At 37.0% G+C, this 22,981-nt stretch carries 22 protein-coding genes and 3 other annotated features; of the genes, 8 read left to right on the forward strand and 14 right to left on the reverse strand.

Features of this window, described 5'->3' with window-relative positions:
- The 8 genes from MRBLBA3_RS09190 to zapA all read right to left on the reverse strand — a co-directional run.
- Positions 1-1,029, reverse strand: a 1,029-nt coding sequence (locus tag MRBLBA3_RS09190) for an NEAT domain-containing protein (RefSeq protein WP_363380945.1), incomplete at its 3' end; no start/stop codon positions are given.
- Positions 1,030-1,048: 19 nt separating this feature from the next.
- Positions 1,049-1,756 carry a heme uptake protein IsdC gene (isdC, locus tag MRBLBA3_RS09195; protein ID WP_044737608.1) on the reverse strand — a complete coding sequence of 236 codons (708 nt, stop codon included), beginning with the start codon at positions 1,754-1,756 and terminating at the stop codon, positions 1,049-1,051.
- A gap of 459 nt (positions 1,757-2,215) precedes the next feature.
- Complete coding sequence (gene brnQ6, locus MRBLBA3_RS09200; protein WP_044737607.1) at positions 2,216-3,541, reverse strand: branched-chain amino acid transport system II carrier protein BrnQ6; 1,326 nt, start codon at positions 3,539-3,541, stop codon at positions 2,216-2,218.
- Between the two features lie 114 nt (positions 3,542-3,655).
- Positions 3,656-3,911, reverse strand: a binding site (T-box leader).
- A gap of 108 nt (positions 3,912-4,019) precedes the next feature.
- Positions 4,020-4,709, reverse strand: coding sequence for a 23S rRNA pseudouridine(2604) synthase RluF (locus tag MRBLBA3_RS09205; RefSeq protein WP_044737606.1), 690 nt, complete (start codon positions 4,707-4,709; stop codon positions 4,020-4,022).
- 195 nt (positions 4,710-4,904) lie between these two features.
- A complete protein-coding gene (locus MRBLBA3_RS09210) occupies positions 4,905-7,265 on the reverse strand; it encodes an endonuclease MutS2 (RefSeq protein WP_000893737.1) in 2,361 nt (786 codons plus the stop codon).
- A gap of 19 nt (positions 7,266-7,284) precedes the next feature.
- The gene (gene polX / locus MRBLBA3_RS09215; RefSeq protein ID WP_044737605.1) at positions 7,285-9,003 is read right to left on the reverse strand and encodes a DNA polymerase/3'-5' exonuclease PolX; all 1,719 of its coding nucleotides are present in this window, start codon (positions 9,001-9,003) and stop codon (positions 7,285-7,287) included.
- A 55-nt stretch (positions 9,004-9,058) separates the two neighbouring features.
- Entirely contained in the window at positions 9,059-9,598 is a 540-nt protein-coding gene (locus MRBLBA3_RS09220; RefSeq protein WP_000565410.1) for a CvpA family protein, read from the reverse strand.
- Between the two features lies 1 nt (position 9,599).
- Positions 9,600-9,869: a cell division protein ZapA gene (gene zapA / locus MRBLBA3_RS09225; RefSeq protein ID WP_000082701.1), complete on the reverse strand. Its 270-nt coding sequence runs from the start codon at positions 9,867-9,869 to the stop codon at positions 9,600-9,602.
- Positions 9,870-9,993: 124 nt separating this feature from the next.
- Between zapA and rnhC the strand changes: the two genes are divergently transcribed.
- From rnhC to MRBLBA3_RS09240, 3 genes are all read left to right on the forward strand, one after another.
- Positions 9,994-10,929 (forward strand): ribonuclease HIII, encoded by a 936-nt coding sequence (rnhC, locus tag MRBLBA3_RS09230; RefSeq protein ID WP_044737604.1) that lies wholly within the window; start codon positions 9,994-9,996, stop codon positions 10,927-10,929.
- Positions 10,930-11,045: 116 nt separating this feature from the next.
- On the forward strand, positions 11,046-11,315 hold the full coding sequence (locus MRBLBA3_RS09235; RefSeq protein ID WP_044737603.1) for a hypothetical protein: 270 nt from the start codon (positions 11,046-11,048) through the stop codon (positions 11,313-11,315).
- A 13-nt stretch (positions 11,316-11,328) separates the two neighbouring features.
- Positions 11,329-11,580: a hypothetical protein gene (locus MRBLBA3_RS09240; protein WP_000992802.1), complete on the forward strand. Its 252-nt coding sequence runs from the start codon at positions 11,329-11,331 to the stop codon at positions 11,578-11,580.
- A 42-nt stretch (positions 11,581-11,622) separates the two neighbouring features.
- Here MRBLBA3_RS09240 and MRBLBA3_RS09245 read toward each other — a convergent pair whose 3' ends face one another.
- From MRBLBA3_RS09245 to MRBLBA3_RS09265, 5 genes are all read right to left on the reverse strand, one after another.
- Positions 11,623-11,757: a YuzL family protein gene (locus tag MRBLBA3_RS09245; protein WP_000039594.1), complete on the reverse strand. Its 135-nt coding sequence runs from the start codon at positions 11,755-11,757 to the stop codon at positions 11,623-11,625.
- A 99-nt stretch (positions 11,758-11,856) separates the two neighbouring features.
- A complete protein-coding gene (gene asnS / locus MRBLBA3_RS09250) occupies positions 11,857-13,248 on the reverse strand; it encodes an asparagine--tRNA ligase (RefSeq protein ID WP_000432179.1) in 1,392 nt (463 codons plus the stop codon).
- A 52-nt stretch (positions 13,249-13,300) separates the two neighbouring features.
- Positions 13,301-13,552 (reverse strand) — a binding site (T-box leader).
- Between the two features lie 154 nt (positions 13,553-13,706).
- Positions 13,707-16,127 (reverse strand): phenylalanine--tRNA ligase subunit beta, encoded by a 2,421-nt coding sequence (gene pheT, locus MRBLBA3_RS09255; protein WP_363380955.1) that lies wholly within the window; start codon positions 16,125-16,127, stop codon positions 13,707-13,709.
- Between the two features lie 18 nt (positions 16,128-16,145).
- The gene (pheS, locus tag MRBLBA3_RS09260; protein WP_044737602.1) at positions 16,146-17,180 is read right to left on the reverse strand and encodes a phenylalanine--tRNA ligase subunit alpha; all 1,035 of its coding nucleotides are present in this window, start codon (positions 17,178-17,180) and stop codon (positions 16,146-16,148) included.
- 43 nt (positions 17,181-17,223) lie between these two features.
- Positions 17,224-17,452: a binding site (T-box leader), on the reverse strand.
- Between the two features lie 62 nt (positions 17,453-17,514).
- The gene (locus MRBLBA3_RS09265; protein WP_044737601.1) at positions 17,515-18,312 is read right to left on the reverse strand and encodes a TrmH family RNA methyltransferase; all 798 of its coding nucleotides are present in this window, start codon (positions 18,310-18,312) and stop codon (positions 17,515-17,517) included.
- 82 nt (positions 18,313-18,394) lie between these two features.
- Here MRBLBA3_RS09265 and sspI point away from each other — a divergent pair, with 82 nt between their 5' ends.
- The 5 genes from sspI to MRBLBA3_RS09290 all read left to right on the forward strand — a co-directional run bounded on the left by sspI (position 18,395) and on the right by MRBLBA3_RS09290 (position 21,173).
- Positions 18,395-18,604: a small acid-soluble spore protein SspI gene (gene sspI / locus MRBLBA3_RS09270; RefSeq protein WP_044737600.1), complete on the forward strand. Its 210-nt coding sequence runs from the start codon at positions 18,395-18,397 to the stop codon at positions 18,602-18,604.
- A 178-nt stretch (positions 18,605-18,782) separates the two neighbouring features.
- A complete protein-coding gene (locus MRBLBA3_RS09275; protein WP_044737599.1) occupies positions 18,783-19,340 on the forward strand; it encodes an HD domain-containing protein in 558 nt (185 codons plus the stop codon).
- Between the two features lie 162 nt (positions 19,341-19,502).
- Positions 19,503-20,216: a CPBP family intramembrane glutamic endopeptidase gene (locus tag MRBLBA3_RS09280; RefSeq protein ID WP_044737598.1), complete on the forward strand. Its 714-nt coding sequence runs from the start codon at positions 19,503-19,505 to the stop codon at positions 20,214-20,216.
- Between the two features lie 233 nt (positions 20,217-20,449).
- Positions 20,450-20,797 carry an ammonia permease gene (locus MRBLBA3_RS09285; RefSeq protein WP_363380962.1) on the forward strand — a complete coding sequence of 116 codons (348 nt, stop codon included), beginning with the start codon at positions 20,450-20,452 and terminating at the stop codon, positions 20,795-20,797.
- A gap of 13 nt (positions 20,798-20,810) precedes the next feature.
- The gene (locus tag MRBLBA3_RS09290; RefSeq protein WP_044737597.1) at positions 20,811-21,173 is read left to right on the forward strand and encodes a hypothetical protein; all 363 of its coding nucleotides are present in this window, start codon (positions 20,811-20,813) and stop codon (positions 21,171-21,173) included.
- 21 nt (positions 21,174-21,194) lie between these two features.
- Here MRBLBA3_RS09290 and MRBLBA3_RS09295 read toward each other — a convergent pair whose 3' ends face one another.
- A complete protein-coding gene (locus MRBLBA3_RS09295) occupies positions 21,195-22,979 on the reverse strand; it encodes a DHA2 family efflux MFS transporter permease subunit (RefSeq protein WP_044737596.1) in 1,785 nt (594 codons plus the stop codon).
- Between the last annotated feature and the right edge of the window lie 2 nt (positions 22,980-22,981).

Consider the following 22,981-nt stretch of genomic DNA (forward strand, 5'->3'; position numbering starts at 1 on the left):
TGGTTTCTCTACTTCTGGTTTCTCTACTTCTGGTTTCTCTACTTCTGGTTTCTCTACTTCTGGTTTCTCTTCGTTTTTAATTTGTTCAAGTTTATCTTGTTCAAATAAAAGTTGCACATCATGTGTTTGCTTATAGTTTCTTGATGCCATTTCGATAAATACTTTTGTATTTAGTTTTTTAGATAAATCGTTTACTTCAAACTCTACTACTCTTGTATCTTTTTCTTTATCTTCACTCACTACTTTTGCATCGATAAATGCACCATCTTTTTCCGTTTGGAAATTTTTAATTAATGAGCTACTTTTTAGTGTTACAATTGCTTTTTTCTTACCATTTTCTACTTTTAATACTCCTGGATTTACCATGTAAGTATTCATCTTAGATTCTTCATCTGTTTGATCTTTTAACACTTTAAATGGAATGCTGTACTCTCCATCTTTAATTGTGTTAGAATTTGGTTGTTGATCTGGGTCAGGCTTTTGGTCGGGCTTCTGACTCGGATCCGGATTTTCATTTGGATCTGGCTTATTAGCTGGGTCCTCTTTTTCATTTGGTTGTTCTACATGAACCGGTGTAATACTATTTTGATCAAATGCAATACGCACATCATAATCATGATGATAATTTAAAAAGTCAATGTCTACTTTTACTTTCGCATTTAATACCTTCTCTACATCGTCCACTTCAAATTCTACGACTCTTGTATCTTTTTCTTTATCTTCATTAATTACATTTGTCGCAACAAACTGACCACTTTTTTCCGTTTCAAACTTTGTAATCCATGAACTATGTTCTAACGTAAAGGATACTTTCTTTTTCCCATTCTTTACTTTTAAAGTTCCTGGACTTACAGAGTATTGATTCATCATGGATTCTTCATCTGATGTGTCTTTAAGAACTTTGAAACCGATTGAATATTCACCGTCAGCTAGTTGACTAGCAGCTTGAACCGCAAGGGGTTGTAATGTTGATACGAATGTAAATACCATTAAAAACATCGCAGCAACAATTTTAAGATATTTATTCAATGGAGTACCTCTCCTTTATTTAGTTTTGACGTACTTTACGAATTAAGAAAACACCTGAAATAAGAAGTAATGCTGCAAATAATCCGATACGTGCTTCATCACTTGTTTTTGGGTTATCTGTTTTTTCAGCTTTCCCACTTTCATTTGTTCCTTTATTTACATCTTTGTTTGTTTCTTTGTTCTCTTCTTTCTTCACTTCTTCTTTTACTTGTGTATTTTTTTGAGTTTGATCTTCATTTTTTGTTGCAGCAGTTTCCTTATTCTCTCCACCTACTGCTTTTACATTTGCATCAAACGCAAAGCGAATTGTGTAATTATGGTCATAATTTACATTCGGTACAACAACATGAATTTTTACAGCTGCTGGTTTAGATAGGTCGTCAATTTTAAACTCTACAGTTCTTTTATCTGCAGATTCATCTTTACTAACAACTTTTGCATCAACAAAGTTTCCATTCTCTGGTGCTTTAAATTCTGTAATCCAAGCACTATGATTCATAGGAATTTGTACTCTCATCTCACCATTTTTTACAATTAACTTAGCTGGTTTTTCAAAATAATCATTTGCCATTGAAGCTGAATCATTTTCTGCTTTTTGTATGACATAGTTAATATCGTAAGTACCGTCAGCTACATTTGCCGAAGCTTGTCCGAATGGCACTACGAGAAAAGCTAGCATACATACGAATGTCATAATAAAAGCGGGTAATACCGAAAACTTTCTCATTTACCTTACTGCCTCCTTGTTTTTCTTTTTTGAAAATGATAATTATTCTCAATATATAAGAAAAAAATAATCTTTCTATCTCTATTTTATAACGAGTAACAATATGTAGTTAGAAATGTATTGATTATCATTCTCATTGATAGACAAAAAAATAATCCCACCAATTTTTCCTATAAGAATAAACATAAAACTCTTTCATCATTTTATTGATTATCATTCTCAACGAAGTTCAAAAAAAATAAACCGCCTAATTCTATCGTTCTATCACCTCTTCTTACAAAAATGATATAGTCATAGAAAACCTCTTCCCTTCCAATATTTCCACAACTAAGTCAATCTTAGCCTACTGGTAATTTTTTTGTCAACTATATTACGTATAAAATTTTTAATATCTAAATTCTTCTATATATAATTTTTCTACAAAAAAAGAGACTTTCTTTTAAAGAAAGCCTCTTTCCCTTATTTTTCTACAGCAATTTCTTGCTTTTGAAATAAAGAAACTACATATCCAATTGCAATTCCAATGATACCCGGAACTAGCCACCCAATCCCTACACTATATAATGGAATTTTATCTAAAATAGGAGCAAGGGCCGCTACTTGAAGATTTGCATTATGCAATCCATCAAAGAAGCTAATTGCAAATGCGCCTACAATACCGCCTACATACATAGCTAATGGAAGACGAATATAGTTTTCAACAAGTGATAATACGATCAGTACGATACCAATTGGGTAAATTGCAATTAAAATCGGCAATGCTAATGCGTTTAACTGAGTTAAACCAAGATTTGCTACCATAAATGCTAATACAGAGAAAATGAAAACGTTTTTTTGATAAGAAAGCTTTGGTAATAACGAAGAAAAATATTCTCCACAAGCTGCAACAATACCTACAGAAGTTGTTAAACATGCTGCTGTAATTGCGATCCCTAGTAATAATGTTCCGTAACTACCAAATAAATGATTCACTACGTTTGTTAAAATAATTCCTCCGTTTGCCCCCATTCCGAGTGAAACACTAGAAGCTCCAAGGTAAGCAAGCGCTAAATAAACTAGTAGTAAACCAAGTGCTGCAATAAATCCTGCAAAGATTGTTACTTTCGCAATACTATTCTTATTTGTAATACCTTTTGCTTTTAAAGCATTAATGACAACATTTCCGAAAACAAGTGCTGCAAGTCCATCTAAAGTTAAATATCCATCAATAAAACCTTTAAAGAGTGGAGCACTATATGCTTCTGTCGGTGCACCAAACTCTCCCATTGGCGTCATAATTGCTTTCGCTACAATAATTGCAATAACAGCTAATAAAATTGGAGTTAACACTTTACCAATGCGCCCCACTAATTTCGATGGGTTTAAAGCTAAATAGAAAGTTACTGCAAAGAAAATAAATGTAAAGATAACAAGTGGATAGGATTGACCAGCTATCTCACTTGGTAAAAACGGTGCAACACTCATCTCATAAGCAACTGTTCCTGTACGCGGAACACTTACAAATACGCCTAAACATAAATATATTGCAGTGATAAAAACTAGTGCGAATACAGGATGTACACGTCCCGCTAGCTCATTAATATCTCCCTTTAGAGCAATAACAATTACCCCTAATAAAGGTAATCCAACACCTGTTACGATAAAGCCAAATAACGCGATCCATACATCAGTTCCAGCACCTTGCCCTAACGCCGGCGGGAAAATCATATTACCTGCACCAAAGAATAGCGCAAACAGCATTAAACTTATTGCAAACATCTCAGAAAACTTTAAAGATGATTTCATTTCTACTAACCTCCTAATTGTTTGATTAACAAAATATTCTGAATTAAAATCCGTCACATATCCTCTTTCAAGCATACTTCCCCGTAAAAGAACGCAAAAAACACCCGTCCCTAACAAAGGGACGAGTGTTGAAATCGTGGTTCCACCCTTATTCTAATAAAATGAATTTATAACGAAATAAGCTCATTTTATAGCTCGTGTAAATTGATAACGGTTTTATCCGCCAAGAATTACAATGCATCATGCATGCAGTTCACTCTTGAAGTTTAGAGGTGGTAAGATTGTCTTTTCGTATTAGGAAGCTCACAGCCTAAGGCTTCCCTCTCTGAGAATCGTAGAAAACAACTCATGTCCTCATCATTACTTTTATAAAATATCTTGTCGAAACTTGTTGTTTTTTATTATATGGGCTATTTTTTAAAAAATCAATAGTTTTATTTTTTCTGACAAAAAAATATAGGGAGAAAATTTTTCCTCCCTATAACTGCCCTATTAAAATTTCTAACTCTTCAGCTGTAACGCTCCGCCACTTTCCTACTTCAAGCTCATTTAATTCTATATTCATAATGCGCACTCGCTTTAGCTTTATTACAGTAAACCCGAAAGCACGGCTCATTCTACGAATTTGTCTGTTCATTCCTTGTGTTAAAACGATGCGAAATGTAGATTGGCCGACTCTCGTCACTTTGCATGGCTTCGTCATTCCATCTTTAATCTTTACACCGCTGGACATCTCATCAATAAACCAATCTGTATACGGCTTATCGACAGTGACAACATATTCTTTCTCATGCTCATGATCACCATGTAAAATTTGATTGGCAATCGCACCGTCATTCGTTAATAAGATAAGTCCTTCCGACGCTTTATCTAATCGTCCAACAGGAAAGATACGCTCTGGATAATTAATATAATCAATAATATTATCTTCAATATGATCGGCTGCTGTACAAGTGATTCCGACCGGCTTATGAAAGGCGATATACACCTTTTCTTTCTCTTCTTTTGCAATAACCTGTCCATCAATCGTTACGACATCACTTTCATTAACAAGTGCACCGTGCGTACATATTTCACCGTTAATTGCAGCGCGTCCTGCTTTAATAAGGCGATCTGTTTCGCGTCTTGAGCAGGACTTTGCTTCGCTTATGTATTGGTTGATTTTCATAGCTTATTCCTTTTCATATATATTAAAAGCGTCAATCTATGGCAATATCATTATGCCACGATTGACGCTCTTTTACTTCGCAAAAACAACTAAATAAATAACCCCAATCACCAAAAACATTCCGCAACAAGCTAACAATACTTTTGCAAGTTTGTCCATAAACATATAGTGGTTCCCCTTTTGTTTGGTTGTTTGCTATTTTAATTCGACAACTGTTACGCCTAGGCCTCCCTCGCCCATGTCACCGTAGCGGTAGTTTTTCACGCCGCGATGTTTCTTCAAGTAATCTTGTACACCTTGGCGAAGCGCTCCTGTTCCTTTACCGTGAATGATTGATACACGAGGATAGCTTGCAAGCTGTGCATCGTCTAAATATTTTTCAACGCGCATCATTGCATCTTCATAACGTTCACCGCGAAGGTCAAGTTCTAACGACACGTGATAATCTCTACCCTTCACACTTGCGACTGCTTTTTTCTCAGTTTGCTTCGGTGTATTAATGTATTCCATATTGGATTCTTTCACTTTCATCTTCAGAATACCAATTTGTACGCTCCACTCTGTATCACTTACCTTTTCAAGTAATTGACCTTTTTGACCGAACGTTAATACTTTTACTTCATCGCCTGCGCGTAATTGTTGTTTTGGCGCTGTGTTTTTCACGTTTACTTTTTGTTTCTTCACAAGCTCTGGCGCCGCACCTTCTAGACGGCTCTTTGCTTCAATAAGCTCATGGTCTTTCACGTTTATAAGCTGTGCTTTACGCAATTGACGAAGTTCTTGAATAATGCCTTCTGCTTCTTTCTTTGCAGCTTCGACTTTTTCTTCCCCTTCTTTTTGCGCTTTTAATAATTTTTCATCGCGCTCATCATTAAATTCAATAATTTGACGCTGTAATTCGCGATGCAGTTTTTCAGATTGCTTACGAAGTGCTTCTGCTTCGTTCCAGTCACGTTCTGCATTCTTTTGACTTTCTTCTAACTTCGCAATCATATTTTCAATTTTGTTTGTATCTGTACTAATGTGGTTACGAGCTTGATCAATCACGCGATCAGATAATCCAAGGCGCTTCGAAATTTCAAAGGCATTACTACGTCCTGGTACACCGATTAATAATTTATACGTTGGACTTAATGTGTTCACGTCGAACTCAACGCTCGCATTAATAACTTTCTCACGGTTATATCCGTATGCTTTTAATTCTGGGTAATGCGTCGTTGCAACAACGCGAGCACCGCGGTTACATACTTCATCCAAAATTGAAATCGCTAGTGCAGCCCCTTCTTGTGGATCTGTTCCAGCACCTAATTCATCGAATAAAACTAAGCTTTCAAAATCAGCTTTTTCTAAAATATCTACAATGTTCACCATATGCGAGGAGAACGTACTTAAACTTTGTTCAATCGATTGCTCATCACCGATATCAGCAAATATATTTTTAAATACACAAATCTCTGACTCGTCCATTACTGGAATGTGCAGACCAGATTGCGCCATTAATACACAAATACCAACGGTTTTTAGCGTAACTGTTTTACCACCTGTATTCGGCCCTGTAATAACAATTGTTGTGAAGTCTTTACCGAGCATAATATTATTTGGCACGATAATTTCTGGATCAATAAGCGGATGACGTGCTTGTCTTAAATCCATGTAGCGCTCGTTATTTACAATTGGCTTCGTTGCTTTAATTCGCTTCGCATAAAAAGCTTTCGCAAATATGAAGTCAAGATTAGCAACTACTTCTACGTTAGATAAAACGATATCTGCTTCTACTGCTACTTCTTCTGTTAACATCAATAAGATGCGTTCGATTTCTTGTTTTTCTTTCACACGTGCTTCTTGAAGCGCATTATTTAATTCTACGATTACTTGCGGCTCAATAAATAACGTTTGTCCAGAAGCTGATTGATCGTGAACAATACCGCCATATACGCCGCGGTATTCTTGTTTTACTGGGATTACGTAACGTTCGTTACGAATCGTTACAATCGCGTCAGACAGCATCTTTTGCGCGTTTGAAGAACGCGTCATGTTTTCTAACTTTTCACGAATACGGCTTTCCGCAGTACGAATTTGAGTACGAATACCACGCAGTTTATCACTTGCGCTATCGACTACTTCACCACCATCACCGATGCAATTTGTAATTTTCTTTTCTAAATCATATAAAGATACAATTTGAGCGACATGAGTTTCTAAAATTGGAAGCTCGACACCATTATCAACCATATCTTCAATGAAACGTTTCATATTACGACTACCATACATCGTATTCGCAATATCAAGTAGTTCATTTGGGCTTAGCATACTTCCAATCTTTGCACGTTTTACATTTGAGCGAATATCCGTAATACCACCTAATGGTGCACTACCTTTTAGACGAATGACTTTCGCAGCTTCATCCGTCGTATCTTGCAGTTCTACAATTTCTTCAAAATCTGTGCTTGGTACTAAATTCTTCACCTTGTCACGGCCAAGTGAAGAGGCTGTATGTTCAAGTAATTGTTCTTTTACTTTATTGTATTCTAATACACGCAACGTTCTTTCTAACATGTTGCAGGTCCCCCTTGTGTTACTTATTACGTTTAATATAGTCTAATAAACGTTCAATATCCCATGTGTTAATTACGTTATCTTTTTGAATCCAACCTTTACGTGCTGCTGCTACACCTGTTTCCATATCTTCTAACATTTCAAGCGTATGAGCATCCGTATTAATCGCTACTTTTACACCAGCATCTTGTGCTTGTTTTAATAATTTCGCGCTTAAATCTAGACGGTTCGGATTCGCATTTAATTCTAAAACTGTATTTGTTTCTTTTGCGAGCTCGATTAATAAATCTGTATCCACATCATAGCCCTCGCGGCGTCCAAGAAGACGTCCTGTCGGATGAGCAATCATTGTGACATGCTTATTCTCCAGCGCAGCACGAAGACGTTTCATAATCGTTTCACGGTCTTGTGAGAAGCTAGAGTGAATCGCTCCAATGACATAATCTAATTCTGCTAATACTTCATCATCAAAATCAAGTGTTGCATCCGGTAAAATGTCCATTTCAATTCCGCGTAAAATTGTAATGTCTGGGTACTTTTCGTTCATACGTTCAATTTCTTTCGCTTGTTCACGAAGGCGCTCTTTCGTTAAACCGTTCGCTACTTTCAAGTATTGTGAGTGATCCGTAATCGCCATAAACTTATATCCACGAGCACGGCACGCTTGTACCATCTCTTCAATGGAAAAAGCGCCGTCACTCCATGTTGTATGCATATGTAAATCACCTTGTATATCAGAGAACTGAATTAAATTCGGATACTCTTTAATTAATTCAATTTCTTTTCCATCTTCACGTACTTCTGGCGGAATAAACGGAAGACCGAAATGAGCAAAGAACTCCTCTTCTGTTTCAAATGTCTTTACTTCGCCTGTTTCTAAGTTTTCCACACCGTATTCACTAATTTTCTCGCCTCTATCTTTCGCGATTTGGCGCATTTTTACGTTATGGTCTTTTGATCCTGTGAAATGGTGAAGAGTTGTAATAAATTCTTCTGGTTTTACTAAGCGGAAGTCAATTGAAATATCATATTCATATTGAAGACGAACAGATACTTTCGTATCTCCACTTGCAATCACTTCAATCATATTATCGAATTGTAATAAATGTTCACGTACTACTGCTGGCTCCGTCGTTGCAATAATGAAATCTAAATCTTTTACTGTCTCACGAACACGGCGTAAACTACCAGCGCGAGAGAAACGAATTATTTCAGCAACATTCGACAATTTCTCCTCTATTTCCCCGGCAATAGGCAATACCATTGCAATTGGTAAACGCTCTGGACGAGAGCCTACTTGATCGATTGCTTCTAATATTTTCTCCTCTGTCTTCTTACCGAAACCCGCTAAAGCTTGTACTTTATTTTCCTCACAAACTGCTTTTAGCGATTCCATATCAACAACACCAAGTTCTTTATATAACTTAGCTACCTTTTTGCCACCAAGGCCTGGCAATTTTAATAGCGGTAATAAGCTACTTGGCACTTCTTTTTCAAGCTCTTGTAATACTTCAGATGTTCCCGATTCTATATATTCTTGAATCACTGCTGCCGTTCCTTTTCCGATGCCTGGAATCTTTGTGAAATCTTCAATTTCAGAAAGACTACGATCATCACTTTCTAGTGCTGCTGCTGCTTTACGGAATGCAGATATTTTAAATGGATTCGCGCCCTTTAGTTCCATAAACAGGCCGATTGTCTCTAATAATTTAATAACTTGTTTTTTATTTACTTTCATCATTGCCCCGCCTTTCTTTCATAGAAAAAAACTCCTCTTTCCGAAAAAAGAGAAGTTATACTTTGCTACCTGTCTGCCATAGCTCCTTCACCTTTTCAGAAAGAATCGGTGTATCGTCTACAATTATTTTGCTAATTGATGATTTTTGTAATGGTGTTTGTATTTGCTCAATCGGAAGGATGTTTCCAACGATAATTAAAACAAACAAAATAATATATACTTCTAAAAATCCGAGGATTGCCCCCGCAAACGCATTGACTTGCTTTAAAACCGGTATTTCTGCAAACATATTTAACAAATTACCAAGTAATGAAAGTGCAATTTTTGTAATAATAAACAATATGATAAACGCAAGTGCTTGATAAAATACTGTCTCAATATTATTTGCATCAATCCATTCTGGAACAGATACGTTTTTATCAAATGGATACGGAATAAATTTCGCAAGTGCTGGCGCTAAATCTTTACAGTACCAGTATGCAACAAGGTATGCGATAATAAAGCTTGTTAACTTTACAAGTTGCAGAATAAACCCTCTGCGTAAGCCGAGGAAAAATCCCATAACAAGCAGTAAAATGATAATAATATCAATCATGTTATTCCATTCCTTTTTTTGTCATACTTTCTTTCAATTTCTCATGTTCTTCTTTTAATTTTATGTAATCGTGTATGACGTTTACCGCCGTCAATACCGCTAGTCTACTCGTGTCAAGCGAAGGATTCTTGGCATTGAGTTCGCGCATTTTATCATCCACAATCGCTGCTACCATGCGGATATGACTTGTACTTTCATCGCCAACAACTGAATATTGTTGACCATAGATTTCTACATTAATTCGACTTTTCTTTCCCTTTTGTTGTGACAACTCACCGGCCTCCAATCACGTACAGAATCCTAAAGTTTATCATACCATGAACCATCATATTATGGAAACAGAAAGAACAATCCGATATGATAAAAATAACAATATAAAAAAAGGGGCGACCACTATGTCAAATTCTATCGTAATTCAAACAAATTCTACAGTAATTGAAGACATGAAACAACAATATAAACAAGCGCTTAGCCCGAAAATTCCACAAGGCGGAATCTTCATGGCAAAGGTGCCATCTTGCACAATTACAGCGTATAAATCTGGAAAAGTAATGTTCCAAGGTGGACGCGCTGAAGCAGAAGCTTCTCGTTGGCAAACTGTCTCTCAAACACCGAAAACAGCTGTAAAAAAATCTGTCGATTCACACCGTTATGCACCGCCCGCTTCCATCAGTACAATGTCTATCGTAGGATCAGATGAAGTTGGTACTGGTGATTTCTTCGGACCGATGACAGTAGTTGCTGTATATGTGGATGCGAAGCAAATTCCACTTTTAAAAGAACTTGGTGTAAAAGACTCTAAAAACTTAAATGACGATCAAATTACTGCCATTGCAAAACAACTTCTACACGTTGTTCCTTACAGCTCTCTTGTCCTTCATAACGAAAAATATAACGAGCTATTTGATAAAGGAAACAACCAAGGTAAGTTAAAAGCTTTACTACATAATAAAGCTATTACAAACTTATTAGCAAAAATCGCACCTACAAAACCTGAAGGCGTCTTAATCGACCAATTCACACAACCTGATACATACTACAAATATTTAGCAAAACAAAAACAGGTACAGCGTGAAAATGTTTACTTCGCGACGAAAGGCGAAAGCGTCCATTTAGCAGTAGCCGCTGCCTCCATTTTAGCTCGTTACTCGTTCGTAAAACAGTTTGACGAACTAAGTAAAAAAGCTGGTATGCCACTTCCAAAAGGTGCCGGTAAACAAGTTGATATCGCCGCTGCTAAATTAATTCAAAAGCTTGGTAAAGAACGCTTACCTGAGTTTGTGAAAATGCATTTCGCTAATAGGGAGAAGGCGCTTCGCTTATTAAAATAGTATCGACAAAAACAGGAGGCTACAAACTCCTGTTTTTTGTTTCACTCTACTATTGTCCTTTTATTTTTGTTACAATTAAAATATACAGATTATTCTAACATAGGAGGAGATTCCCATTGCTACTTCTACAACTGATTCTAAATATTTTACTAGGTGATCCACACGAAAGACAGTTTGAAATTAGAGAAAACATTCAGCTACTCAGTGAACAACGAAAGTTCAACGATTTAATAGAGCGTTATGGCCGATCTTTCTTATTAAACTTTCGGATTCGAAGATTTATCGGGAAACACGATGCCCGCTTGTTAATACATAATCCAGCAAAACTACAACACTTCTGTGAGGAACCTGAATGTATGATTAGAAGAAAAAGATTGTTTACATAAGGAGGGAATTCATATGAACGCTTTAAAGGTTAAAAAGTTATTATATGTTTTCGTACATCTCGTCGGCCCACTTTCTTACCTCACTATTTCTACCATTTGGGGAGCTTTTTTCACTACTAAATCCACATTCGAAAATATATCTGATAATCTTGGTGTGATGGCCATCTACTACGTGCTCATGAGCTTACTATGGTTTTTCTATTTAGATCGATTAGACAAAGATGTAGATAACATTACAAAAGAGATTAATGATAATAAGATGTAATTCATAAAAAAAGGAGAGTCGCCAAGACTCTCCTTCTTTATGTTAGCTTCGTTTCTGCTTCTTATTTGATGAAGATACTTTATGAGAACCTGTTTCATGCGTCGTTGTTCCTTGTCCTTCTACTTCTGGAGAACCAAGGCTTGATCTTGAATGATCTTTTTTCACTTTTTTACTCATTTATATTCACCCCTTCGCGTTACTTTTTACTATGGGAGAATAAACTATACAATATACAAAATAAAAAGCGAGAGGAAATCCTCTCGCTTTTTTCATATTTTAGAATTCAGAAGAACCTGGCGTTCTTGGGAATGGAATTACGTCACGGATGTTAGCCATGCCAGTGATGTACATTAGGAAGCGCTCGAAACCTAGACCAAATCCAGCGTGTTTTGTACCGCCGTATTTTCTAAGTTCTAAGTACCACCAGTAGTCCTCTTCGTTCATGCCTAGTTCTTTAATTCTGTCTACTAAAACGTCCATTCTTTCTTCACGTTGACTTCCGCCGATTAATTCGCCGATGCCAGGAACTAGAAGGTCAGTAGCAGCTACTGTTTTACCATCTTCGTTCATACGCATGTAGAATGCCTTAATGTCTTTTGGATAGTCTGTTACGAATACAGGGCGTTTGAAGATTTCTTCTGATAAGTATCTTTCATGCTCTGTTTGTAAATCAATACCCCATTCTACCGGGTATTTGAAGTCAGCACCTGATTCTTGAAGTACTTTAATTGCTTCTGTATATGTGATACGACCGAAGTCAGAGTTAATCACGTTGTTCATGCGCTCTAGAACTGTTTTATCAACGAAGCTGTTGAAGAAGTCCATTTCTTCTGGTGCATGCTCTAGTACGTATTTCATTGCATATTTCAGCATATCTTCTGTAAGATCCATTACATCGCCTAACTCAGCGAATGCAATCTCAGGCTCAACCATCCAGAACTCAGCCGCGTGACGAGTTGTGTTTGAGTTTTCCGCACGGAATGTAGGTCCAAATGTATAAACATCACGGAATGCTAATGCATAAGCTTCAGCGTTCAGCTGTCCACTTACTGTTAAGTTTGTTTCTTTAGCGAAGAAGTCTTTTGATTCATCAACTTGTCCGTCTTCACCTTTTGGTACGTTGTTTAAATCTTGTGTTGTTACACGGAACATTTCGCCTGCACCTTCTGTATCACTACCAGTGATGATTGGTGTGTGAACATGTACGAATCCACGCTCTTGGAAGAACTGGTGAATCGCAAATGCTGCGATAGAACGTACACGGAACGTTGCAGAGAATGCATTTGTTCTTGGACGTAAGTGAGCGATTGTACGTAAGTATTCAAACGTATGACGCTTCTTTTGAAGTGGGTAATCAGAATCTGATAAGCCCTCGATATCAATTTTTTCTGCTTTAATTTCAAATGGTTGCTTCGCTCCAGGCGTTGCAATTACTTTACCTTCTACTTTAACTGAAGAGCTAAGTGGAAGCTTTGCAATTTCTTTGAAGTTCTCTAATTCTGTATCGAAAACGATTTGAACGCTTTTGAAGAAGCTACCATCGTTTAATTCGATGAAACCAAATGCTTTTGAATCACGTAAGTTACGAATCCACCCTGATACTTGTACTGTTTGATCTGCATACTTTTCTGTATCTCTATACAGACTTTTTACTAATGTGTTTTCCATAGTGAAATTCTCCTTTGCTGATATATTTAAATACAAAAAAACCTTTCATCCATAAAGGGACGAAAGGTTAAACTTCGCGGTACCACCCAATTTGTCATAAAGACCAACTTTAACTCGTATGTAATACATACTTCCCGGTTTGTAACAGGCCGGATTCCCGTCTAAGTCTACTCTTGAATACAAGCTTCAATTTCGGTTAGCAACTCCAAGGTGTTCTTCACATATACCGCCTCATCAGGCTCTCACCGTCCCTGACTCGCTTTGGATTATAGTATATACTACTTTTCCTTATCATCGTCTTTCATTTTGTTAAACTAAAATTAATGTACTACATTCGAGAGAAAGATGCAAGATGCCTTGATGTATATCGGCGATTTTTATAATATATCGAATTACCGATAACACTCGACAACCGCTCCAATAAAAAAATTGCCGGAATTAAATCCGGCAATTTTTAATTACTTACGTAACTCCGCACCAAATTTCTCTTCTACCGTTGTTAATACACGGTTATGTGCTTCTGTTACTTCTTCGTCTGTTAACGTACGTTCTGCATCGAAGTAAGTCATAGAGAATGCAAGTGATTTCTTGCCTTCTTCCATTTTTTCACCTTCGTATAAGTCAAATAGTGTTACGTCTTTCAGAAGTTCTCCGCCAGCTTCAGCAATTACTTGCTTCATTTCACCAGCTTTTGTTTCTGTTGTTACGACAACAGCCATATCACGTGTCATAGATGGGAAACGTGGAATTGCTGAGTAGTAAGTTTCCTCTGCGTCTGCACCGAATACTTTTACAAGAGATAGTTCGAACACGAATGTATTTTTCACATCTATTTGTTTTTCTGTTTCTGGGTGCAATTGACCGATGAATCCGATTACTTCGCCATCTAATACGATGTCAGCTGTACGACCTGGGTGCATACCTTCACGTTTTGCTGGTGCATATGTGATTTGGTTGGCAACACCTAGTACGTCGAATAATCCTTCTAGCACACCTTTCACAACGAAGAAGTCTACAACTTTCTTCTCACCTTGCCATGCATGGTGAAGAGCCAGACCTGTCATAACACCTGCAAGATGTTGTTCTTCTTTCGGAAGTTCTCCTGCTTCTGTTGGTAAGAAGACAGAACCTACTTCGTATAAAGCAACGCTATCGTTTTTACGTGCAACATTGTATGAAACTGCTTCTAACAATTGTGGCACTAAGCTTAAACGAAGTTGGCTACGCTCTTCGCTCATTGGAAGTGCAAGATTTACAGGAGCTTTTTCGTTTAGCTCAACCATATATTGTTTCGCTTTGTCAGCGCTTGTTAATGAATACGTGATTGCTTCATATAAACCAGCGCCTTCTAAGAAGCGGCGTACTTTACGACGTTTCGTTTGTGCCGATGTTAATTTACCACGTGTCATCGTTCCAGAAGGTAATGTAACTGGAATGTGGTCATAACCGTATAGACGACCCACTTCTTCTACTAAGTCTTCTGAAATTGTAATATCAGGACGACGTGCTGGTACATTTACATGGAATGTTCCTTCAACTTCTGTGAATGGGAATTTTAAGTTTGTGAACATTGTACCCATTTCACTTGCAGAAATATCTGTACCTAATACACGGTTTACTTTTTCAGCAGTAACAGATACTGTACGCTCTTGTACTTGTAAGTTATCAGCTTCTACTACACCTTCAAGTGCTTCACCGCCAGCGTATTTTGCCATTAAAGCAGCTGCATGTTGAATCGCTTCAAATGTGCGTGTTGGGTCGATCCCTTTTTCAAAACGTGCACTTGATTCACTACGAAGACCTAAATCTTTTGATGTACGGCGCACAGTTTGTCCTGCAAAGTATGCAGACTCGATTAGAACGTTTACTGTGTCATTTGTAACTTCAGAATCAGCTCCGCCCATTACACCAGCAACAGCTAAAGCTTTTGTGCCGTTTGTAATTACAAGGTGGTGGCTTTGTAATGTACGTTCTTGATCATCTAACGTTTCAATTTTTTCGCCTTCTTTTGCAAGACGAACAACGATTTCTTTTGAACCTAATTTATCGTAATCAAATGCATGTAACGGTTGACCGTATTCCATTAAAATGTAGTTTGTAATATCAACTACATTGCTAATTGGACGAATGCCAGCTGCCATAAGACGAGTTTGCATCCAGATTGGTGATGGACCAATCTTTACGTTTTTAACCATTTTTGCAATATATAATGGGTTTTCTTCTTTCGCTTCTACACTTACAGAAATGTAATCAGAAGTTTTTTCTGCTGTTTCTTGTAAGTCGATAGCTGGAAGTTTTACTTCACGGCCGTAAATAGCAGCTACTTCATATGCAACACCTAACATGTTTAAGCAATCTGCACGGTTTGGTGTTAAACCAAGCTCAAGTACTTCATCGTGTAAGTTTAAAATTTCAAGTGCATCTGCACCAACTTCAGCGTCACTTGGGAAGATGAAGATACCATCTGCATATTCTTTTGAAACTAACTTTCCATCAATACCAAGCTCTTGAAGCGCACAAACCATACCGTGAGAAGCTTCACCGCGTAGTTTTGCTTTTTTAATCTTGAAGTTACCAGGAAGTACAGCGCCAACTTTTGCAACTGGTACTTTTAAACCTTTTGCAATATTAGCAGCACCACAAATAATTTGTACTGGCTCTTCTTCACCGATATCAATTAAGCATTTGCTTAATTTATCAGCTTCTGGGTGTTTTTCACATTCTAATACGTGACCAACTACAACACCTTTTACACCTTTATTTAATACTTCAACGCCCTCTACTTCAATACCACTTTTCGTGATTTTGTCTGCTAGTTCTTGTGCTGTTACATCTTTAATATCTACATACTCTTGTAACCAACGATATGATACGAACATATTTATCCTCTCCTTCCCTTACGCTCGTTTGAATTGTTGTAAGAAACGTACATCATTTGTATAGAAATGACGAATGTCATCTACGCCGTATTTCAACATTGCGATACGCTCTGCGCCCATACCGAATGCGAAACCTTGATATTCTTTTGAATCATAACCAGCCATTTCAAGTACGTTCGGGTGAACCATACCTGCGCCTAAAATTTCAATCCAGCCAGTTCCTTTACAAGTGCCGCAACCTTTGCCGTGACACATCATACAAGAAATATCCATCTCTACAGATGGCTCTGTGAATGGGAAGAAACTTGGACGAAGACGGATTTCACGATCTTCACCGAACATCTTTTTCACGAATACTTGCAGTGTACCTTTTAAGTCACTCATGCGAATGTTTTTATCAATTACAAGACCTTCAATTTGCATGAACTGGTGTGAATGCGTCGCATCATCGTCATCGCGGCGATACACTTTACCAGGACAAATAATTTTAATCGGGCCTTTTTCTTTATTATTTTCCATCGTACGTGCTTGCACAGAAGATGTATGTGTACGTAGTAACGTTTCTTCTGTAATGTAGAATGTATCTTGCATATCACGCGCTGGGTGATCTTTCGGTAAGTTTAATGCTTCGAAGTTGTAGTAGTCTTTTTCTACTTCTGTTCCTTCAGCTACTTCATAACCCATACCGATGAATACATCTTCAATTTGTTCAACAACTGATGTTAACGGATGGTGACAACCTGTTTCAACAGGACGACCTGGCAGTGTAACATCAATTGTTTCAGTAGCTAATTTCGCCTCAATTACTGCTTTTTCTAAGTTACCAATTTTGTCGTCTAGACGCGTTTGAATCGCTTCACGTACTTCATTTACTAATGCTCCCATACGTGGACGCTCTTCTGCTGATAATTTTCCCATGCCGCGTAATACTTCTGTAATTGGGCCTTTCTTCCCTAAATACGCTACGCGTACATCGTTTAAGCCTTTTAGCTCTTTCGCTTCTTCAATAAGCTCTAACGCTTTTTGCTTTAGCTCTTTTAAACGTGCTTCCATTTGGAACCCTCCTAATTTTAAAAATAAAAAAACCCCGCTCCCAAAAAGGGACGAGGTAAATTCGCGGTACCACCCTAAATTGACAGAACAAGTCTGCCCACTCATTAGTTATAACGATCAATTCTGACCGGAACGCCTTTACATATAAATGGTCCTGGCGTCAACTCCAGAGGTGAATTCACTTTCGTCTACCATAAGAATGCTTTCAGTCTATGGCACTCTCTCCCTATATGGCGATTTTGTAAGCTACTCTTCTCTATCAACGTTTTTCGTTATTTAACTTTTATTGTATGTTCATTACAAACATATACTTCAACTTATTATAAGAAGTTTTTTATTTGTTCGCAACCGGGCTTTGTAAATAATACGTTAAAATCCCTGCTGCAACTGCAACATTTAATGATTCTGCCCCGCCATAAATTGGAATATACAAGTTTTGATCAGTTTTCGCAAGAATTTCTTGGCGTACGCCGCTTCCTTCATTTCCTACAATTAATGCAAAACTTCCGGCCGGTGTTACTTCACCGTAAGGAACTCCATTTTCAAGAGCTGTTCCATATACAGGGACACTATTTTCTTTTAACTTGTCTACCCATTCTTCTAAGTTCCCTTTTACAATTGGTAAGCGGAAAATAGAACCTTGTGTAGAACGGAGTACTTTACTATTATAAACATCAACGCATCCTTCTCCAAGCACAACGGCATGGATACCAGCTGCATCAGCTGTACGAATAATCGTTCCTAAATTACCTGGGTCTTGAAGGCCGTCTAATAAAAGAAACTTCCCATCAGTAAGAGCTACTTCTTTCTCGTGCTTTTCACAAACAGCAAATACACCTTGCGTTGTTTCTGTTTCACGAAGTATTTTTACAATTGCTTCAGGCACAATATACATTTCCACATCATTAACTGTCCAATCTTTCGGAAGATCTGTCTGATCAGAAACGATAAGTTCTGTTACAACTCCCGCCTTTAAAGCTTCCTCTACTAAATGGAATCCTTCTACAAAAAATAAACCTTTTTTATCGCGCTCTTTTTTCGTCTGCAGCTTTTTCCACTGCTTCACACGCGGATTTTGTACTGAATCAATGTTTTTCATAATATGTATTTCCCTCTCTTCTTGTCTTATCATTATAGCCTATTTTTCATACATATTTACATAAAAAAGAACAAAAACTAACGTCAGTTTCAATTCTGAAGAAGAGGTGAAAATCATGAATTTTAATTTACGCGGCGCTGTATTAGCGAATGTAACTGGGAATTCACAAGACCAATTACAAGAAACGATTGTCGATGCAATTCAAAGCGGTGAAGAAAAAATGCTTCCAGGTCTTGGCGTTTTATTCGAAGTCATTTGGAAAAATGCTGATGAAAATGAAAAACACGAAATGTTAGAAACACTGGAGCAAGGATTAAAAAAATAAACAATAAAAGGTCACCTTAGAAAAAAAACTAAGGTGACCTTTTATGTCTATAAAATTTTTCTTCTCCTAAACATTTCTACTTTACTAACGCTATCCCGATGGAGTACAATGTTCAAAATACATTTAAACCGATCGATTTTCTTATAGACACCATTAGATAAAAAGGAGTGAATGTTTTATGCAACGTATTACGCTTGAACAAGTTTTTAAACATCACATTACACAAAAATATGTAAACCGTTCTGGAATGGTCCACGCGATTGCTGTCGCTTACCATGCGTTTCACTTAGCGAAAAAGCATCATGCCTCAGTCGACGCTGCAACAAAAGCTGGTTTCCTTCATGATATCGGACATCACACATGGTACAGTGAGGGAGAATGGGACTATGACTTGTATAAAAAGAATGATATACATGCGATTAAAGGAGCCGAAAGAGCTCATAAATTGCTTATTAGATTAGGAGAACATCCGAAACTAGCAAAAGAAATTTCTGTTGCAATTCTTCTGCACACCGATTCTTTCCTACTAGAACAAACGCTTGAAAGAACACCTCTACAAAACGTTATTAAGTGGGCGGATGAAGCCGATGAAGAACCGGGTGGCGCACATCATTATAGAACGATTTCTTATGAAAAAGCATTGAAAGCTATCCAACAACTAGACCGATTGGTAGAGCGTGAATTGCAAATAGAGCAATCGAAATCGAATAACAAGGCAGAACATAGTTATCAATGAGAAAGAGGCATCACTACAGAGTGATACCTCTTTTATTATTTCCCCCTAAAAAACAAACGGAATATTTCAAATTTGAATCTTGTATGTAATATTTAAACGTAACATTCCAAATTCAAATCAACTATAATTTTATATATAAATATAAAGAGGTGATTTGAACATATGCAACCCGCTACACAAATTCCACACGAACAGAAAAACTCTATGTCATGGTTACAATTTCTTGGAGTTTTATTCATTCTCTTTCCGTGTCTCTCATTAATAAATATACTCTTTACATTTTTACCTATTGAGTTATATGGATACATTAACCCAGATACAAATAAACCTTTGCTTGAATCTATAAAAAATGCAAGTTATGAATCAGTTGCCCTACTTTTACTAATCGTATATATCATGAAATATAAACCACTGAAAGAACTAGTATTACCTACATTCGATTTTCGAGTTTTAAAATCTTTTCAGATGTACATCTATGTTCTCATTTATTATGTACTCACCCTGTTTGTAGATATGTTTGTACTAGATAAATTATTCCCTTCATCCGTACAAGAACAGTCTGATGCATTACAACTTTCAACACTAGAGCACTATCCACTTCTCTTACTTCTAGCTGGTGGGATTTTTACACCTATTTTTGAAGAGCTTGTATGCAGAGGTATTCTTCTTCGTTTTTTCGAAGAGAAGTTTACCTTTTGGCCAGCTGTAATCCTCTCAAGTTTAATTTTCGGTATTGCTCATACGTACTCTGCGGGAGTTATGATTAGCGCATTTATGACAGGAATATTTGCTTGTTTATTGTACAAACAAACTAAATCTATTATTCCAGCTATACTATTACATATTTTGACTAATGTAATCGCCTTTTCAACGTAAAAAAGAGGTATCATCCCGATACCTCCTTCATTCTTTTATAACAACTTCAAACGCTTCTCTCGTCACACTATCCCCTAGCTTTTCTAAGAGCCAATAACACATCATCCATACATTCCTATCAAATTATTCATATTTATTAACAATATCCAAAATAAACCTCATGTAGTAAAATATCACTTAATTAACATAAAGGAGTTTACCTATGTTAATTAAGTAATATTTGGATGCTTTTTATGCCACTTCTCATGTTGTGCGGAATTGCTGGTGGTATTTTTTTAGTGGTAAACGGAATTATTCATCGTAAATTCCTTGCTATTTTAATGGGGATTATTTGCTGCTCATTCGTTATAATGCCTTTTATTTTTTTGAACAAAGGTATAAACGGAGAGGATGTTCTTCATATTCCAGCGGTTCTATATTGGATGCTTTTCTCTCTAGCTGGTTTATTAGCAGGGATTAATGGGGCACGTTCAAAAATTAAAAGTATACGTAATATGGGATCCATTATTTTCTCGTTAGGACTGTTCGCAGCTATTTGTTATCAGCTCATGTCTATGCCTGATTCATATTTCATTCATTAAGGAGTTATTACACATGGAAGTTACCGGATTGTTAGTTTGGATTATCTTAGGCCCTATTTTGATGCTATGTGAAGTCATCGTGGGCATTTTTTTAATTGCTGCCGGAATTAAATACCGGAAATTACTTACTTTTATAGCGGGATTGATTAGCATATCGCTTATCGTTATTCCTATCATTTGTATAGGCTATGGAATAGATTTAGAGCGGATGCTCCCAATTTCAGGAACTTTATATTGGAGCTTCTTCCCTTTAGCCGGACTATTAGCTATTATAAGCGGGAGACAATTCACACATATCCGTTCTATGGGGATAATTTTGTTTATAACAGGATTATGCTCTTTGACTGCTTATCATCTTTTATATTTAACTACATAAAAACATAAAAAAGCAGGGAAATTAATTCCCTGCTTTTCTATTTGGTTTATTGCCTGATGGTAAGAAGAACGATAACACCCAAGCAATACCGGCTAATATTGTGGCAATTAAGAAGGCATCGTTAATACCGTTAATTGCAGATAACTTTGAAATTTGTCCGAATAATAGTTGCGTGCTCATCACATCTCCTGCTTGAGCTGATCCGGCTAATGCCGCTAAGCTTTGGCCCATACCGTGTACTTTATCAACTAAAATTGGGTTTGACGTTGTTAACATATTGCCATAATCCGCTACGTGAGCAGTAGTTTGTTGCGTCATAAGCGTAATTAATATCGCCGTTCCAATTGAACCAGCTACTTGTCTTGACGTATTTTGCGTTGCTGTACCGTGAGAAATTAATTTCATCGGTAACGCGTTCATACCAGCTGTCATAATTGGCATCATAATGAATGACATACCAATTGAACGTATAATATAATCCATCATAATAACGCTATACGGTGTATCCATCGATAACGTTGTAAATTTATATGTCGCAAATGTTGTAATGGCTAATCCGACAATTGCTAACGGACGAATACCATACTTATCAAATAGTTTACCTGCAACTGGTCCCATAATCCCCATAATTAATGATCCCGGAAGGAGTAGTAGACCAGATTCCATCGGCGTAAAGCCGCGAATATTTTGCAGATATACTGGAAGTAATAACATACCTCCGAATAATGCCATCGTTACGATTGCGTTAATTACTAATGTGAAAGTGAACGTTGGATATTTAAACACTTGTAAATCGAGCATTTTATTGTCCGTTGTTAACTCTCTCCAAATAAATACTGCTAAACCAATGACACCGATGATAAGTGTTATAACAACTTCTGCACTAGTCCAGCCATTATTTCCGGCTTCACTAAATCCGTACAATAAGCTTCCTAGTCCAATACTTGAACTAATAACACCAAATACATCTAACTTTGTTTTAGACACCGGCTGTGCTAGTGTGAAGAATTTTAAAGATAAGAACGTAATAATTAAACCGATCACAAACATACCGTAGAACATTAAGTTCCAGCTATAATTTTCAATCACCCAACCTGTAATAGTTGGTCCGATAGCTGGCGCTAAAATCATTGCTACCCCTAGTAATCCCATCGCTGCTCCGCGCTTATGAGGCGGGAATAATGTCATGAAGATATTCATACCAACTGGCATTAAAATACCTGCACCGACCGCTTGAATAATGCGGCCCGTCATCATCATTGTAAAGTTACCTGATGTAGCACAAATGATAGATCCTACCGTGAAAAATAACATTGCCGCTACGAATAATTTACGATACGTAAATCGTGAAACTAAAAAGGCACTAATCGGTACTAAAATTCCGTTTACAAGCATGAAGCCTGTAATTAACCATTGGGCCGTTGAAGTTGATACGTTAAATTCATTCATTAATGGAGGCAATGCAACATTAATGATTGTTTGGTTTAAAATAGAAACGAACATACCAAGAATTAATACAGCTACAACTGCCTTTACATTCACATTCTCTACCGGCAATTGTCTCTTCAGCATTTCTTTTTCCTGCTTTACTTGCTCTTGCTTCCCTGTTTCTAATTCCACTACGTTAGAAGCTTCTATTTCTTGTTTTTGTTCAAGTTCTGTTTCTGCTTTAGTTACCTCTATTTTACTTACGGCTGGGACTTGTTCTTCTCCCATATTCGTTTTTTTCTTTCGTAAAAGACGATTTACAAGGAAGAAGACGATTATACAAAATAGTGCATATCCTACAATTGCAATTGAGGACATCT

The organism is Bacillus sp. LBA3-1-1.1, assembly GCF_040676495.1.
Lineage (GTDB): Bacteria > Bacillota > Bacilli > Bacillales > Bacillaceae_G > Bacillus_A > Bacillus_A nitratireducens.

What these genes read in the sequence shown, in the direction of transcription:
- pheT (WP_363380955.1), bottom strand. Translation starts at nt 16,127, where the DNA reads ATGTTCGTATCATATCGTTGGTTACAAGAGTATGTAGATATTAAAGAT.
- rnhC (WP_044737604.1), top strand. Translation starts at nt 9,994, where the DNA reads ATGTCAAATTCTATCGTAATTCAAACAAATTCTACAGTAATTGAAGAC.
- MRBLBA3_RS09205 (WP_044737606.1), bottom strand. Translation starts at nt 4,709, where the DNA reads ATGAAAATCAACCAATACATAAGCGAAGCAAAGTCCTGCTCAAGACGC.
- sspI (WP_044737600.1), top strand. Translation starts at nt 18,395, where the DNA reads ATGAATTTTAATTTACGCGGCGCTGTATTAGCGAATGTAACTGGGAAT.
- brnQ6 (WP_044737607.1), bottom strand. Translation starts at nt 3,541, where the DNA reads ATGAAATCATCTTTAAAGTTTTCTGAGATGTTTGCAATAAGTTTAATG.
- MRBLBA3_RS09265 (WP_044737601.1), bottom strand. Translation starts at nt 18,312, where the DNA reads ATGATAAGACAAGAAGAGAGGGAAATACATATTATGAAAAACATTGAT.
- MRBLBA3_RS09290 (WP_044737597.1), top strand. Translation starts at nt 20,811, where the DNA reads ATGGAAGTTACCGGATTGTTAGTTTGGATTATCTTAGGCCCTATTTTG.
- MRBLBA3_RS09285 (WP_363380962.1), top strand. Translation starts at nt 20,450, where the DNA reads ATGCCACTTCTCATGTTGTGCGGAATTGCTGGTGGTATTTTTTTAGTG.
- MRBLBA3_RS09295 (WP_044737596.1), bottom strand. Translation starts at nt 22,979, where the DNA reads ATGTCCTCAATTGCAATTGTAGGATATGCACTATTTTGTATAATCGTC.
- asnS (WP_000432179.1), bottom strand. Translation starts at nt 13,248, where the DNA reads ATGGAAAACACATTAGTAAAAAGTCTGTATAGAGATACAGAAAAGTAT.
- pheS (WP_044737602.1), bottom strand. Translation starts at nt 17,180, where the DNA reads ATGGAAGCACGTTTAAAAGAGCTAAAGCAAAAAGCGTTAGAGCTTATT.
- polX (WP_044737605.1), bottom strand. Translation starts at nt 9,003, where the DNA reads ATGAAAGTAAATAAAAAACAAGTTATTAAATTATTAGAGACAATCGGC.
- MRBLBA3_RS09210 (WP_000893737.1), bottom strand. Translation starts at nt 7,265, where the DNA reads ATGTTAGAAAGAACGTTGCGTGTATTAGAATACAATAAAGTAAAAGAA.
- isdC (WP_044737608.1), bottom strand. Translation starts at nt 1,756, where the DNA reads ATGAGAAAGTTTTCGGTATTACCCGCTTTTATTATGACATTCGTATGT.
- MRBLBA3_RS09280 (WP_044737598.1), top strand. Translation starts at nt 19,503, where the DNA reads ATGCAACCCGCTACACAAATTCCACACGAACAGAAAAACTCTATGTCA.
- MRBLBA3_RS09245 (WP_000039594.1), bottom strand. Translation starts at nt 11,757, where the DNA reads ATGAGTAAAAAAGTGAAAAAAGATCATTCAAGATCAAGCCTTGGTTCT.
- MRBLBA3_RS09275 (WP_044737599.1), top strand. Translation starts at nt 18,783, where the DNA reads ATGCAACGTATTACGCTTGAACAAGTTTTTAAACATCACATTACACAA.
- MRBLBA3_RS09240 (WP_000992802.1), top strand. Translation starts at nt 11,329, where the DNA reads ATGAACGCTTTAAAGGTTAAAAAGTTATTATATGTTTTCGTACATCTC.
- MRBLBA3_RS09220 (WP_000565410.1), bottom strand. Translation starts at nt 9,598, where the DNA reads ATGATTGATATTATTATCATTTTACTGCTTGTTATGGGATTTTTCCTC.